This is a genomic window from Mycobacterium sp. 852002-53434_SCH5985345 (assembly GCF_001667155.1).
Taxonomy (GTDB): Bacteria; Actinomycetota; Actinomycetes; order Mycobacteriales; family Mycobacteriaceae; genus Mycobacterium.
Map to the genome: position 1 here is coordinate 83,131 of NZ_LZIE01000039.1, position 13,203 is coordinate 96,333.

Annotated in this window: 14 protein-coding genes and 1 pseudogene; 10 read left to right on the forward strand and 5 right to left on the reverse strand. The window is 69.4% G+C overall.

What is annotated here, in order from left to right; all coding sequences use genetic code 11:
- The first annotated feature begins 85 nt into the window (after positions 1-85).
- Together A5756_RS08180 and A5756_RS08185 are read left to right on the forward strand one after the other, a co-directional pair.
- Positions 86-610, forward strand: a complete 525-nt coding sequence (locus A5756_RS08180) for a hypothetical protein (protein ID WP_066950243.1) — start codon at positions 86-88, stop codon at positions 608-610.
- Complete coding sequence (locus tag A5756_RS08185) at positions 598-1,098, forward strand: N-acetyltransferase (RefSeq protein ID WP_066950246.1); 501 nt, start codon at positions 598-600, stop codon at positions 1,096-1,098. The genes A5756_RS08180 and A5756_RS08185 overlap by 13 nt, the downstream gene beginning before the upstream one ends.
- On the opposite strand, the gene zapE is transcribed toward A5756_RS08185, so the two are convergent.
- Positions 1,076-2,173, reverse strand: a complete 1,098-nt coding sequence (gene zapE / locus A5756_RS08190) for a cell division protein ZapE (protein ID WP_156659336.1) — start codon at positions 2,171-2,173, stop codon at positions 1,076-1,078. The genes A5756_RS08185 and zapE overlap by 23 nt on opposite strands.
- On the opposite strand from zapE, the gene A5756_RS08195 reads away from it, so the two are divergent.
- The 4 genes from A5756_RS08195 to msrB all read left to right on the forward strand — a co-directional run bounded on the left by A5756_RS08195 (position 2,172) and on the right by msrB (position 6,293).
- A complete protein-coding gene (locus tag A5756_RS08195; protein WP_066950251.1) occupies positions 2,172-2,933 on the forward strand; it encodes a pyrimidine reductase family protein in 762 nt (253 codons plus the stop codon). The two genes, zapE and A5756_RS08195, sit on opposite strands and share 2 nt — an antisense overlap.
- Before the next feature lie 67 nt (positions 2,934-3,000).
- Entirely contained in the window at positions 3,001-4,560 is a 1,560-nt protein-coding gene (locus tag A5756_RS08200; protein ID WP_066950254.1) for an alpha/beta hydrolase, read from the forward strand.
- Positions 4,561-4,578: 18 nt separating this feature from the next.
- Positions 4,579-5,889 carry an arabinofuranan 3-O-arabinosyltransferase gene (gene aftC, locus A5756_RS08205; RefSeq protein WP_066950257.1) on the forward strand — a complete coding sequence of 437 codons (1,311 nt, stop codon included), beginning with the start codon at positions 4,579-4,581 and terminating at the stop codon, positions 5,887-5,889.
- The gene (gene msrB / locus A5756_RS08210; RefSeq protein ID WP_066950260.1) at positions 5,886-6,293 is read left to right on the forward strand and encodes a peptide-methionine (R)-S-oxide reductase MsrB; all 408 of its coding nucleotides are present in this window, start codon (positions 5,886-5,888) and stop codon (positions 6,291-6,293) included. The genes aftC and msrB overlap by 4 nt, the downstream gene beginning before the upstream one ends.
- Positions 6,294-6,343: 50 nt before the next feature.
- Here msrB and A5756_RS08215 read toward each other — a convergent pair whose 3' ends face one another.
- The 4 genes from A5756_RS08215 to hemE are packed head-to-tail and all read right to left on the reverse strand — an operon-like array spanning position 6,344 to position 10,192.
- Entirely contained in the window at positions 6,344-7,051 is a 708-nt protein-coding gene (locus A5756_RS08215; RefSeq protein WP_066950606.1) for a class I SAM-dependent methyltransferase, read from the reverse strand.
- Between the two features lie 44 nt (positions 7,052-7,095).
- Positions 7,096-7,791, reverse strand: a complete 696-nt coding sequence (gene hemQ / locus A5756_RS08220) for a hydrogen peroxide-dependent heme synthase (RefSeq protein ID WP_066950264.1) — start codon at positions 7,789-7,791, stop codon at positions 7,096-7,098.
- 5 nt (positions 7,792-7,796) lie between these two features.
- Positions 7,797-9,146, reverse strand: coding sequence for a protoporphyrinogen oxidase (locus A5756_RS08225; protein ID WP_066950265.1), 1,350 nt, complete (start codon positions 9,144-9,146; stop codon positions 7,797-7,799).
- Entirely contained in the window at positions 9,143-10,192 is a 1,050-nt protein-coding gene (gene hemE, locus A5756_RS08230; protein ID WP_066950268.1) for a uroporphyrinogen decarboxylase, read from the reverse strand. The genes A5756_RS08225 and hemE overlap by 4 nt, the downstream gene beginning before the upstream one ends.
- Before the next feature lie 8 nt (positions 10,193-10,200).
- Here hemE and A5756_RS08235 point away from each other — a divergent pair, with 8 nt between their 5' ends.
- The 4 genes and pseudogenes from A5756_RS08235 (at position 10,201) to A5756_RS08245 (ending at position 13,183) form a co-directional block, all read left to right on the forward strand.
- Positions 10,201-11,073 (forward strand): enoyl-CoA hydratase/isomerase family protein, encoded by an 873-nt coding sequence (locus A5756_RS08235; protein ID WP_156659338.1) that lies wholly within the window; start codon positions 10,201-10,203, stop codon positions 11,071-11,073.
- Positions 11,074-11,172: 99 nt separating this feature from the next.
- Positions 11,173-11,251: pseudogene (locus A5756_RS26695) on the forward strand (hypothetical protein); the annotation flags it as partial.
- On the forward strand, positions 11,248-11,883 hold the full coding sequence (locus A5756_RS08240) for a DUF3000 domain-containing protein (RefSeq protein WP_066950274.1): 636 nt from the start codon (positions 11,248-11,250) through the stop codon (positions 11,881-11,883). The pseudogene A5756_RS26695 and the gene A5756_RS08240, both read left to right, overlap by 4 nt.
- Before the next feature lies 1 nt (position 11,884).
- Complete coding sequence (locus A5756_RS08245; protein WP_066950277.1) at positions 11,885-13,183, forward strand: ribonuclease D; 1,299 nt, start codon at positions 11,885-11,887, stop codon at positions 13,181-13,183.
- Positions 13,184-13,203 lie beyond the last annotated feature (20 nt).

The window sequence follows — 13,203 nt, forward strand, 5'->3', positions numbered from 1 at the left end:
TCGGGTGTGGTCTGACCCCTCCCGGCCGCCTCACCGCGTGTGCGATCATTCGATGGTCCCCTTCCAAGGGTGCTAGGAGGCGAAGATGCACCGCTGGCTGGTCGTCCTGTCCGCGTTCCTCGTCGCCGCGGCGAGCGCCACCGCCGTCGCCGGGCTTCCCGCTCCCCGCGCGTGGGCCGGTGACGCACCGATCGGCCACATCGGGGACACGCTGCGGGTGGACACCGGCACCTACGTCGCCGACGTCACCGTCACTGGCGTGTCGCCCTGTGACCCACCCCCCGGATTCGGCTACACGCGCGAAGGTACCTTCCGCGGCTTTCCAGGCAGCTCGGTTGAGCGGGCCGACGTGGTCGTCCGCGCGGTCCGGGTACCCAACCCGTTCATCATGGCGACCAACTTCAGCTTCGACGGCGTGACCCCGTTCGCCGACGCCTACAAGCCACGAGCCACCGATGCGCCCGACGCCCTGGACAACGTGCTCACCAACGCGCCGAACGGCGCGATCGTGCGCGGCGAAGTGTATTGGGACGCCTACCGTGATCCCGTTTCCACCGTGGTGCTGCTGGACAAGAAGACGGGCTACCACCTCGCGCAGTGGAACCTCTGACACGCATCGCAACAACGAACTCGGTTGACGTTCAGCAGCTTGCCGATATCGCCGCTCGCACATTCCCGTTGGCCTGCCCCGCCTCGATGGCGCCGGCGAACATCGCAGCGTTCGTCGAGGCCAACCTGTCGCCCGATCGCTTCGCCGAATACCTGGCCGATCCGCAACGCGCCGTCCTGACCGCGGCGGATGACAACCGAATCATCGGTTATGCCATGCTGATTCGCGACGGCGACGCCGCCGAGCTGTCCAAGATCTACGTTGCACCCGAGCACCACGGCACCGGGGTCGCCACCGGGCTGATGGACCTCGCGCTGGCCACGGCCCGCGAATGGGACGTGCGGCGCGTGTGGCTGGGCGTCAATCAGGCAAACCAACGCGCACAGCGGTTCTACACCAAGAGCGGATTCACGGTTAGTGGCACCCGGACTTTTCAGGTCGGCGCCGGACGCGAGAACGACTTCATCATGACCCGCGTGCTTCGTTGACCCCGGCCGTCAGCGCCAGGAGCCGAGACATGGCCCGCAGATACTTCTTTCGGTACCCGCCGGCCAGCATCTCCTCGCTGAAGATGGTGTCCAGCTTCGCGCCGGAGGCCACCACCGGGATACCGGCGTCATAGAGCCGGTCGGTCAGCGCCACCAGCCGCAGCGCGACGTTCTGGTCATCGATGCCGTGCACGCCAGTCAGAAACACGGCGGTCACTCCCTCGATGAGGGTCAGATACCGAGACGGGTGCATGGTGGCCAGGTGCGCGCACAACGCGTCGAAATCATCGAGCGTCGCGCCGTCGACCCGTGCGGCGCGCTCGGCCACCTCTTCGTCCGACAGCGGCTGCGGCGCCGGCGGCAGGCCACGGTGCCGATAGTCGGGACCCTCGATCCGCACGGTGGTGAAAATGCTTGCCAGCGTGTTGATTTCCCGCAGAAAGTCCTGGGCGGCAAATCGGCCCTCGCCGAGCTGCTCGGGCAGCGTATTGGAGGTGGCTGCCACCGACACCCCCCGCTCGACCAGTGACGAGAGCAGCCGGGATATCAGTGTGGTGTTGCCGGGGTCGTCGAGCTCGAACTCATCGATGCACACGGCCGTGTAGTGGGCCAGCAGGTCGACGCATTCGGCGAACCCGAACACCCCGGCCAACTGTGTCAGCTCCCCAAAGGTTGCGAACGCCTTGGGATTTGACGACTCCGGCCCCTCGCCGGGCAGCTCGTAGTAGGCCGACGCGAGCAGGTGGGTCTTGCCCACGCCGAAGCCGCCGTCCAGGTATAGCCCGACACCGGGCAGAACCGCCCGTCGGCCCAACAGTTTTCGCCGGCCCGCGCGCCGTTCCACGGCCTGTCGGCAGAAGTCGCGGCATGCCACGACGGCGGCGGCCTGCGTCGGCTCGGCTGGATCGGGCTGGTACGTCGCGAAGCTCACGTCGGCGAATGTTGGGGGCGGCCTCAATTGAGCGATCAACCGCTCCGGTGAGACGGTCGGATGCCGATCCACCAGGTGCGCGACTCGCGTGGACGGGGACCCGTGCATGCCAGAACTGTAACGACGTGCTGCAATCGACCTCATGTCCCTTCCCGAGACGCCGCTGTCGCTGCTCGGATCGATACGCGAAGTCGACGACGGTGAACTCCCCCGGCTCTACGGCTACCCCGAACACGACGGGACATGGGTGCGGGCCAATTTCATCACCAGCGTGGACGGCGGGGCCACCTCCGGCGGCAGCAGCGGAACGATGGGAGGTCCCGGCGACCGATTCGTCTTCAACCTGCTGCGTGAGCTCGCCGACGTCATCCTGGTCGGCGCGGGGACCGTGCGGGTCGAGGGCTATTCCGGTGCGCAGCTGAGCGTCGCCCAACGCCAGCAGCGGCAGGCCCGCGGGCAAAGCGAGGTACCGCCGCTGGCGATCGTCACCAAGTCGGGTCGGCTGGACCGCGACATGGCGGTGTTCACCAGGACCGAGGTGCCGCCGCTGATCCTCACCTGTGCGGCGGCCGCCGCCCCGGCGCGCCGCCTGCTCGCCGACCTGTGCGAAGTGATCGACTGCTCCGGCAGCGACCCCGGCGAGGTCGACGAGGACGTCATGCTGGCCACCCTCGGCGCTCGCGGCATGCGCCGCGTCCTGACCGAGGGCGGGCCGATGCTGCTCGATTCGTTGATCCAGCGCGACATGCTCGACGAGCTCTGCCTGACCATCGCGCCCTACATCGTCGGCGGGCTGGCCCGGCGCATCGCGACGGGCCCCAGCCAGCTGCTCACCCGGATGCGCTGTGCCCACGTTTTGACCGACGACGCCGGTTACCTGTACACCCGCTACGTCAAGGCCTAGCTTTACGGCGACCCGGCTGCGCCCGGCTTCGCCGCGCTTGCGATCGCCGCTAGCTACTGTGGTCGGCATGAGTCGGCAGATCACGTTCGCCACGATCTTGATTGCGGCGACCACCGTGGTGGCCGGCTGCGTCCCGGGCCTGGCCGCCGACCCGCGCTTCGCCACCAATTCCGGCGCCAAACCCCAGGGTGCGGCCACCGCCAAGCCGCCCCCCAGCGGCCCGCCGCCGCTCGCCGCCCCCAAGAACGACCTGCCGTGGCACGACTGCACGTCGCGGGTGTTCGGTGACGCCGCGGTGCCGCCCGCGGCCGGGGTCCAGCTGGATTGCGCGAACTACGACGCCGACCTGGACCCGAACGGCGGCGGAACCGGCACCGTGAGCGTGGGCGTGGTCCGCGCCCGCTCGAACCAGACGCCGCGCGACGCGGGCCCGCTGGTCTTCACCACCGGCTCGGACCTGCCGTCTTCGGCGCAGTTGCCGGTCTGGCTGTCCCGGGGCGGCGCCGACGTGCTGCAGACCCACCCGATCGTCGCCGTCGACCGTCGCGGCATGGGCATGTCGAACCCGATCGACTGCCGGGACACCTCCGACCGGCAGATCATGCGCGATCAGGCGCAGTTCCAGACCGGGGACGACCCCGTCGCCAACCTGTCGGACGTCGCGAACAACGCCACCACCAACTGCACCGACGCCATCGCGCCCGGCGCGTCCGCCTACGACAACGCCCACGCCGCCTCGGACATCGAGCGACTGCGGTCGCTGTGGGACGTGCCGGCGGTCGCGCTGGTCGGGATCGGCAACGGCGCGCAGGTGGCGCTGGCCTATGCCGCGGCGCGCCCCGACAAGGTCGCCCGGCTGATACTCGACTCGCCAGTTGCGTTGGGCGCCAGCGCCGAAGCCGCCGCCGAGCAACAGGCCAAGGGCCAGCAGGCCGCGCTCGATGCGTTCGCCGCCCAGTGCCTCGCGGTGAACTGCGCGCTGGGCCCCGACCCCAAGGGCGCCGTCAGCGGGTTGCTGGCCGACGCCCGCGCCGGCAAGGGACCCGCCGGGGCGTCGGTGGCCCAGCTGGCGAGCGCCATCACCGTCGCGCTGGGCTTTCCCTCGGGCGGCCGCGTCAACGCCACCACCGGCCTGGCCAACGCTCTGGCGTCCGCCCGATCCGGCGACACCAATCAGCTGACCAACCTGATCAACCACGCCGACGCCACCGAGGACTCCGACGGCCAGTTCGTCAACACCTGCAGCGACGCCGTCAACCGCCCCACCCCGGACCGCGTGCGCGAACTGGTCGTGGCGTGGGCCAAGCTGTACCCCCAGTTCGGCACCGTCGCGGCGCTCAACATGGTCAAATGCGTGCACTGGCCCACCGGCTCGCCACCGGCACCGCCGAAATCGTTGAAGGTCGACGTCCTGTTGCTGGGTGTACAGAACGACCCGATCGTCGGCACCGAAGGGGTCGCGGCGACGGCGGCCACCGTCATCAACGCCAACGCGGCCAGCAAGCGGGTGATGTGGCAGGGCATCGGACACGGCGCCAGCATCTACTCGAGCTGCGCCGTCCCCCCGCTGATCGGCTACGTCAACAGCGGCAAATTGCCCGGCACCGACACGTACTGTCCCGCCTGATTTTCCGGCCAGCTGCCGGTGTACGGTGCGCTGGTGACGGCAGCTGAATCGAGCCGAGCCGGCTCTCGCGATTGGATCCTGGCCGCCTTTCGTTCACGCAGCGGCCCCCCGAGCGCGGCGACCATCGTGCGGTCCGCGTTGTGGCCCCTGGCGATTATGTCGGTGCTGCACCGCAGCATCATCCTCACCCTCAACGGCAACATCACCGACGACTTCAAGCCGGTCTACCGGGCGGTGCTGAACTTCCGGCGCGGCTGGGACATCTACAACGAGCACTTCGACTACGTCGACCCGCACTACCTGTACCCGCCCGGCGGCACGCTGCTGATGGCGCCGTTCGGGTACCTGTCCTTCACGCCGTCGCGGTATCTGTTCGTTTTGATCAACACCGTCGCGATCCTGCTGGCCTGGTACCTCCTGCTGCGGATGTTCAAATTCGCCCTGTCGTCGGTGGCCGCGCCCGCCTTGCTGCTGGCCATGTTCTGCACCGAAAGCGTCACCAGCACTCTGGTGTTCACCAACATCAACGGCTGCGTGCTGCTGGCGGAGATGCTGTTCCTGCGCTGGCTGCTCGACGGCCGCGTCAGCCGTCAGTGGTGGGCCGGCGTCGCGATCGGGCTGACGCTGACGCTCAAACCGTTGCTCGGGCCGCTGCTGTTGTTGCCGCTGCTGAACCGCCAGTGGCGGGCGCTGGTTCCCGCGATCGTCGTACCCGTCGTGGTCAACCTGGCGGCGTGGCCTCTGGTCAGCGATCCGATGGACTTCGTCACCAAGACGGTGCCGTACATCCTTGGCACGCGTGACTACTTCAACAGCTCGATCGAGGGCAACGGCGTCTACTTCGGCCTGCCCACGTGGCTGATCGTGTTCCTGCGGCTGCTGTTCACCGTCATTGCGATCGGCGCGATGTGGCTGCTCTATCGCTACTACCGCACCCGCGACCCACTGTTCTGGTTCACCAGCTCGTCGGGCGTGCTGTTGCTGTGGTCGTGGCTGGTCCTGTCGCTGGCCCAGGGCTACTACTCGATGATGCTGTTCCCGTTCCTGATGACCGTGGTGTTGCCCAACTCGCTGATCCGCAACTGGCCGGCGTGGCTCGGGATCTACGGCTTCTTGGCGCTGGACGACTGGCTGATCTACCGGTGGATGAGGTACGGCCGCGCCTTGCACTATCTGAAGATCACCTACGGCTGGTCGCTGTTGCTCATCGTGGTGTTTACGGTGCTGCTGTTCCGGTATCTGGACGCGAAGGCCGAGAACCGGCTGGACGAGGGCATCGATCCGGCCTGGCTGACGACCGGGCGTCGGCGCGCTAGCGTGGATGCATGAATCCCAAGCTCCAGCTGACCGATGCCGAGTGGCGCCAGAAGCTCACGCCCGAAGAGTTTCACGTGTTGCGCCAGGCGGGCACCGAGCGGCCCTTCACCGGTGAGTACACCGACACCAAGACCGAAGGTGTCTACCAGTGCCGCGCCTGCGGGGCCGAATTGTTCCGCAGCACAGAGAAGTTCGAGTCGCATTGCGGCTGGCCGTCGTTCTTCGACCCCACGAACTCCGATGCGGTGATCCTGCGGCCCGACCACTCGATGGGCACGACGCGCACCGAGGTGCTGTGCGCGAACTGCCACAGCCACCTGGGCCACGTCTTCGCCGGCGAGGGCTACCCCACCCCGACCGATCAGCGCTACTGCATCAACTCCATCTCGCTGCGCCTGGTGCCTAAGGGCGAGTAGCTACTCCTGCGTTTCGCGACACTTGACCAGTTGCGATAAGGCGGGTGGGGCTAGTCCACCCGGGTGGCGTGCACTTCCCAGAATGGGGCGTGCACCCGGCCGTTCACCAGCCAGGGTTCCATCAAGCGGAACTGTTCCAGCAATTCATGGACCTGATCGGCCATGTCGGGATTGCGCGCGGCCATCATCTCGATCTGCTCGACGCTCATGTTGACCAGGTAGGTCGTCGGGCCGAGGTAGGTGATCTCCCAGCCGCCGAGGGGAAGCACGTCGCGAAAAGCCCGATCGGACAACGTCCGCAGCATCTTGAATCCGTTGACGTTGTGCTCGCCGAACTCGAACATGTACAGCCGCGCACCGGGCTTGGTGGCCCGGTGCAGGGCCTGCACGTAGGACCTCTGCAGCTCGGGATCGGTGCTGAAGGTGTGGTAGAAGGCGCAGTCGACGACGGTGTCGAACCGGCCTTCCATGCCTTCGAGCTTGGTGGCGTCGGCCAGCTCGAAGTTGACCGAAACCCCTGCCCTGCGGGCGTTTTCGCGGGCCCGCGCCAGCGCGGCTGCCGACCCGTCGATGCCGGTGGCCGCATACCCCTTTGACGCGTAGTAGATCGCGTGGTGGCCCGGGCCGGTGCCCGGGTCGAGCACCTCACCTTTGATCGCGCCCAGGGCGACCAGTCGCTGAACCACCGGCTGCGGGCCGCCGATGTCCCACGGCGTGGCGGCCGGCAGTCCGTGCGACGTCCGCTCGTCGCGGTACATCTCCTCGAAACGGGCCGGGTCGGTGGGGTCGGACGGTGCGGTTGTCACGGCAGCGCGTTCACCAACTGCTCGACCGGCACGCGCGGGCCGGTGAAGAACGGCGTCTCCTCGCGGGTGTGCCGGCGGGCGTCGGTGGCGCGCAGCTCGCGCATCAAGTCGACGATGCGGTGCAGTTCGGGGGCCTCGAAGGCCAGGATCCATTCGTAGTCACCGAGCGCGAACGCCGGCACCGTGTTGGCGCGAACGTCCTTGTACTCGCGGGCGGCCATGCCGTGTTCGGCGAGCATGCGGCGCCGCTCCTCGTCGGGCAGTAGGTACCACTCGTAGGACCGCACGAACGGATACACGCAGATGTAGTTGCCGGGCTCCTCACCGGCCAAGAATGCGGGGACGTGGCTCTTGTTGAACTCGGCCGGCCGGTGCAGCGCCACGCTGCTCCACACCGGCGAGCAGGCCCGTCCCAGCGCGGTGGTGCGCCGGAAGTCGGCATAGGTGGCCTGCAGCGCCTCGATGGTTTCGGCGTGGGTCCAGATCATGAAGTCGGCGTCGGCCCGCAGACCCGCCACGTCGTAGAGGCCGCGCACCACGACCCCGCGCTCCTCCTGCTGCTTGAAAAACCGCGACGCGTCATCGATGACGGCATCGCGCTCTTCTCCGAGCTCGCCCGGCCGCACGGAGAAGACCGAGAACATCAGGTAGCGGATCGTCGCGTTGAGGGTGTCGTAGTCGAGCTTGGCCATGGAACCTATCGTGCCACTTCCACGTCGAGGGCCTCGATCGCGCGGCCGGCCGCCCCGATGCATGCCGGCACGCCGATGCCGTCGAGGTAGCTGCCGGCCACGGCGAGCGTCGGGGGCAGACCCGCGCGGATCTCGGCCGCCAGTTCGGCGTGGCCGGGTCCGTACTGCGGCATGGCCTCGATCCAGCGCTGCACGCGGGCATCGACGGGGTCCACGGCCAGGTCGAACACGTCGACCAGGTCGCTCAACGCCCAGCCCAGCAGTTCGTCGTCCGAGATGCTGACAGCCACGTCGTCGCCGCAGCGCCCGACCGACAGCCGAAGCAGCTGGGTGTCCCCGCGGGCGCCCCATTTGCGCGACGAAAGCGTAATCGCCTTGCTCCGCAACGGCTCGCCGGTGGCGACCAGCACGCCGGAACACCGCGGGAACGGCGTGTCGCCCGGCACCGCCAGCGCCACCACCACCGACGACGCGCTGGTGATCCGGCCCGCGGCAGCGGCGCTCGTGGGGGCGACATCGGCGAGCAGGCGCGCCACCCGCGGGGCCGGGACGGCCAGGATCACCGCGTCGGCGTGCCATCGGGCGCCGGTGTCATCCAGCACCGACCACCCGGGGCCGGCCGGTTCGAGCCGTTGCACCGCGGCCCGGACCCGGTGCGGCCGGCCGCGCTCGACGAGCGCGTCGAGCAGCACCTGGTACCCGCCGTCCAGCGCCCCGAACACGGGTGCGCCGTTCACCGGCGGCAGCGCCTGCCGGACCGCGTCCGTCAGGCTGGTGGCCCCGCGGTCCAAGGCGGCCGCGACGCCGGGGGCCGCCGCGCGCAGCCCGATGGTGGCCGCCGAACCGGCGTACACCCCGCTCAGCAGCGGATCCACCGACCGCGCCACGACCTGATCGCCGAACCGCTCGCCCACCAGTTCGGCGGTCGCGGGATCGCTGCCGGGTCGCCAGCTGAAAGGACGCCCGGGTTCGGCTTCGATGCGCGCGACGGTCGCTTCGTCGACCAACCCCGCCACGGAGGCGGCCGACGACGGAATCCCGACCACCGTGCCGGTGGGCAACGGGTGCAGCGTCTGCTGGCTGTAGATCAACGGCCGGGCGCCGGTGGACACCAGCTGGCGCCCCGACAGGCCCAGCTCGGCCAGCAGCGCGGGCATCTCGGGCCGGCGCAGGATGAACGCCTCGGCACCCAGGTCCATGGTCTGCCCGCCGACCTGCTCGGTGCGCAAGATCCCGCCCACCCGGTCCCCGGGATCGAACAGGGTGATGGCCGCGTCGTCACCCACCGCCGTGCGCAGCCGGTATGCCGCCGTCAGACCCGAAATACCGCCCCCGACAACGCAATACGAACTCATAGGGAGTGGACCAGTGACACCAGATCGGTCAGCACACCGGGGTCGGTCTCAGGCAGCACGCCGTGGCCGAGGTTGAACACGTGACCGGTCACTCCCGCGTCGACGGCGCGGCGCCCATCGTCGACCACGGCCCGGGCAGCCCGTTCGACGGCCGGCCAGCCCGCTAGCAACACCACCGGATCGAGGTTGCCCTGCAGCGCGTTACCCGGTGCCACCCGGGTGGCCGCGTCGGTGAGCGAGGTCCGCCAGTCCACGCCCACCACCGTCGTGCCTACCGTTGACATGGCCCCCAGCAGTTCGGCGGTGCCGACCCCGAAGTGCGTCATCGGCACGCCATAGTCGGCCAGCGCGCCGAAAACCCGGGCGCTGTGCGGTTGCACGTAGGTGCGGTAGTCGGCGAGCGACAGCGCGCCCGCCCACGAGTCGAACACCTGAATGGCGTCCACCCCGGCCTCCAGCTGCGCCCGCAGGAAGCCCACGGTGATGTCGGTCAGCTTTTCCATCAGCGCATGCCAGCAATCCGGTTCGGCCAGCATCATCGCCTTGGTGCGGGCGTGGTGACGGCTGGGGCCGCCCTCGATCAGATAAGACGCCAGGGTGAACGGCGCGCCGGCGAACCCGATCAGCGGGACGCTGCCGAGCGCGGCCACCAGCAGCGTGACAGCGTCGGACACCGGCTGAATCCGTTGGCGGTCAAGGGGTTTCATCGCATCGACGTCAGCCGCGGTGCGCACCGGTGACGCGATCACCGGCCCCACACCCGCGACGATGTCCAGGTCGACGCCCGCGCCGAGCAGCGGCACCACGATGTCGGAGAACAATATCGCCGCGTCGACGTCGTGCCGGCGCACCGGCTGCAGGGTGATCTCGCAGACCAGCTCGGCGTCGAAGCAGGCCGACAACATGTCGGTCTGGGCCCGCAGCGCCCGGTATTCGGGCAGCGAACGACCCGCCTGCCGCATGAACCACACCGGGATCCGGCCGGGTTTGCCACCGGTGACGGCGGCCAGATACGGCGACTCGGGGAGGTCGCGGCGAGTACTCATTGTCCTCAATGCTGCCACGAGGGCGCTGCTGCGTAATATCGACGACCGTGCCAGTCAGCCACCCGCCCGTGAATTACGACGAGTTCCCCAGCCTGCGCTGCGAGGTCGGCGACGCAACCGGTCTCGAAGGCATCCTGACGCTGGTTCTCGACGCCCCCGGCCTCAATTCGGTCGGGCCGCAGATGCACCGGGACCTGGCCGACATCTGGCCGGCGATCGCCCGCGACCCCGACGTGCGCGTCGTGCTGGTCCGCGGCGAGGGCAAGGCCTTCTCCTCCGGCGGCAGCTTCGACCTGATCGCCGAAACCATCGGCGACTACGAGGGCCGGATGCGCATCATGCGGGAAGCGCGCGACCTGGTGCTCAACATGGTCAACTTCGACAAGCCGGTCGTCTCGGCCATCCGCGGCCCGGCCGTCGGGGCGGGCCTGGTGGTGGCCCTGCTCGCCGACGTCTCGGTGGCGGGCCGCACCGCGAAACTCATCGACGGGCACACCAAGCTGGGCGTGGCCGCGGGCGACCACGCAGCGATCTGCTGGCCGCTGCTGGTCGGCATGGCCAAGGCCAAGTACTACCTGCTCACCTGCGAGACGCTGCTCGGTGAGGAAGCCGAGCGCATCGGGCTGGTGTCCACCTGCGTCGACGACGATGACGTGCTGTCCACGGCGACGCGGATCGCCGAGGATCTGGCCCGCGGCGCACAGGACGCCATCCGCTGGACCAAGCACAGCCTCAACTCCTGGTACCGCATGTTCGCGCCCACCTTCGAGACCTCGCTCGGCCTGGAATTCCTCAGCTTCAGCGGCCCCGACGTGCAGGAAGGGCTCGCGGCGCACCGCGAGAAGCGGCCGGCCCGATTTACCGGCGGAAATGGCTCCTGAGCAGGGGAGATACCGGCCGTTGAGGTCGGGTAACGGGTTGGTAGCGGTCGGCGCGCCTGGTTCCGCGTGTCGCCCGATAGCGCTACCGTCGGACCCTGTGACCCGCGCCGCGACGACGCAGTGGGGGCACCTCCCGCTTGCGGGGGACGGCAGCGATGTGGAGGAGCGGCACAGATGACCCGGGCCGCGACGACGCAGAGTGGCCGGGATGAACAGGAGCGGCGCCAAGTGACCTCAGCTGAACCGGAGCCATTCCGCGAGGCGGTAGCGGCGATGAACGGCGTCACCGTCCGCCCGGAAATCGAGCTGGGCCCCATCCGCCCGCCGCAACGACTGGCGCCCTACAGCTACGCGCTGGGGGCCGAGGTCAAGCATCCCGACCGCGAAATCGTCCCCGAGCGATCCGACGGCGACGCCTTCGGTCGCCTGATCCTGCTGTACGACCCGGAAGGCGCCGACGCGTGGGACGGCACCATCCGCCTGGTCGCCTACATCCAGGCCGACCTGGACCCCAGCGAGGCCGTCGACCCCCTGCTCCCGGAGGTGGCGTGGAGTTGGCTGGTCGACGCGCTCGAGTCGCGGATGGAGCAGGTCACCGCCCTCGGCGGCACGGTCACCGCCACCACCTCGGTGCGCTACGGCGACATTTCGGGACCCCCGCGCGCCCACCAGTTGGAGCTGCGGGCGTCGTGGACGGCGACCACGCCGCAAGTCGGCGTCCATGTCGAGGCCTTCTGCGAGGTACTGGAACACGCGGCGGGTCTCCCGCCGACCGGCGTAACCGATCTGAGCTCGCGGTCACGCGCCTGACATGTGCGAACCGGCGGCCCATGGGGCCGGCAGCACGGCGCCCGACGACACCGAATCCGCGCCCACGCCCCTGCTGCACCCGGCCGAAGGGATCCCGGACCTCTCGGTGACCGTCCGCCAGATCCAGGAGGCGGCGGAGCTGCTCGACCGTGGTCGCGGACCGTTTGCGGTGGACGCCGAGCGGGCCTCGGGTTTCCGGTACTCCAACCGGGCCTACCTGATTCAGATCCGGCGGGCCGGCGCAGGCACCGTGCTCATCGACCCCGTCAGTCACGGCGCCGAGCCGCTCGAGGCCCTGCGGCCCGTCGCCGAGGTGCTCAGCGAAGACGAATGGATCCTGCATTCAGCCGACCAGGACCTGCCCTGCCTCGCGGAGGTCGGCTTGCGGCCCCCCGCGCTGTACGACACCGAGCTCGCCGGGCGGCTGGCCGGCTTCGAACGGGTGAACCTGGCGACCATGGTGGAGCGGCTGCTCGGTTCCGGGTTGGCCAAGGGGCACGGGGCGGCCGATTGGTCCAAACGCCCGCTGCCCGCCGAATGGCTCAATTACGCGGCGCTGGATGTGGAACTGCTCATCGAGCTGCGCGCCGCGATCGCCGATGTGCTGGCCGATCAAGGCAAAACCGGTTGGGCCGCAGAGGAATTCGATTTCCTACGGGTGGCAGGTGCCAGGGAGCCCAGCGCGGCCACACGGCGGGACCGGTGGCGGCGGACGTCGGGAATCCATCGGGTGCGCGACCAGCGCGCCCTGGCCGCCGTCCGCGAGCTGTGGCTGACGCGCGACCGCATCGCCGAGCGCCGCGACATCGCACCGCGACGCATCCTGCCGGACTCGGCCATCATCGAGGCCGCCATCGCCGACCCGAAGACCATCGAGGACCTCACCGCCTTGCCGGTGTTCGGTGGGCGCAATCAACGTCGCAGCGCCGCCACGTGGTTGGGGGCGCTGGAGTCGGCCCGGCAAACCAAGAACCCGCCCGTCGATGCCGAACCGCCAAACGGGCCCCCGCCGGCGGCGCGGTGGAGCAGGCGCAAACCGGAGGCGGCCGCACGGCTGGAGGCGGCGCGGGCGGCGTTGTCGGAGGTGTCCGAGCAGGTGCACGTCCCCACCGAGAACCTGGTCTCGCCCGACCTGGTGCGACGGCTGTGCTGGGACTGGGAGCCCGCCCCCGACCCTTTCGAGGCCGTCGAGACGTTTCTGCGGGCCGGGCAGGCCCGGCGCTGGCAGCGCGAATTGGTGGATCCCGCTCTGGCCCGGGCGCTGCAACCGCCCGACGAGCCGGAGGCCGAAAGCGACTAGTCCCGATAGCGGCGACCCGG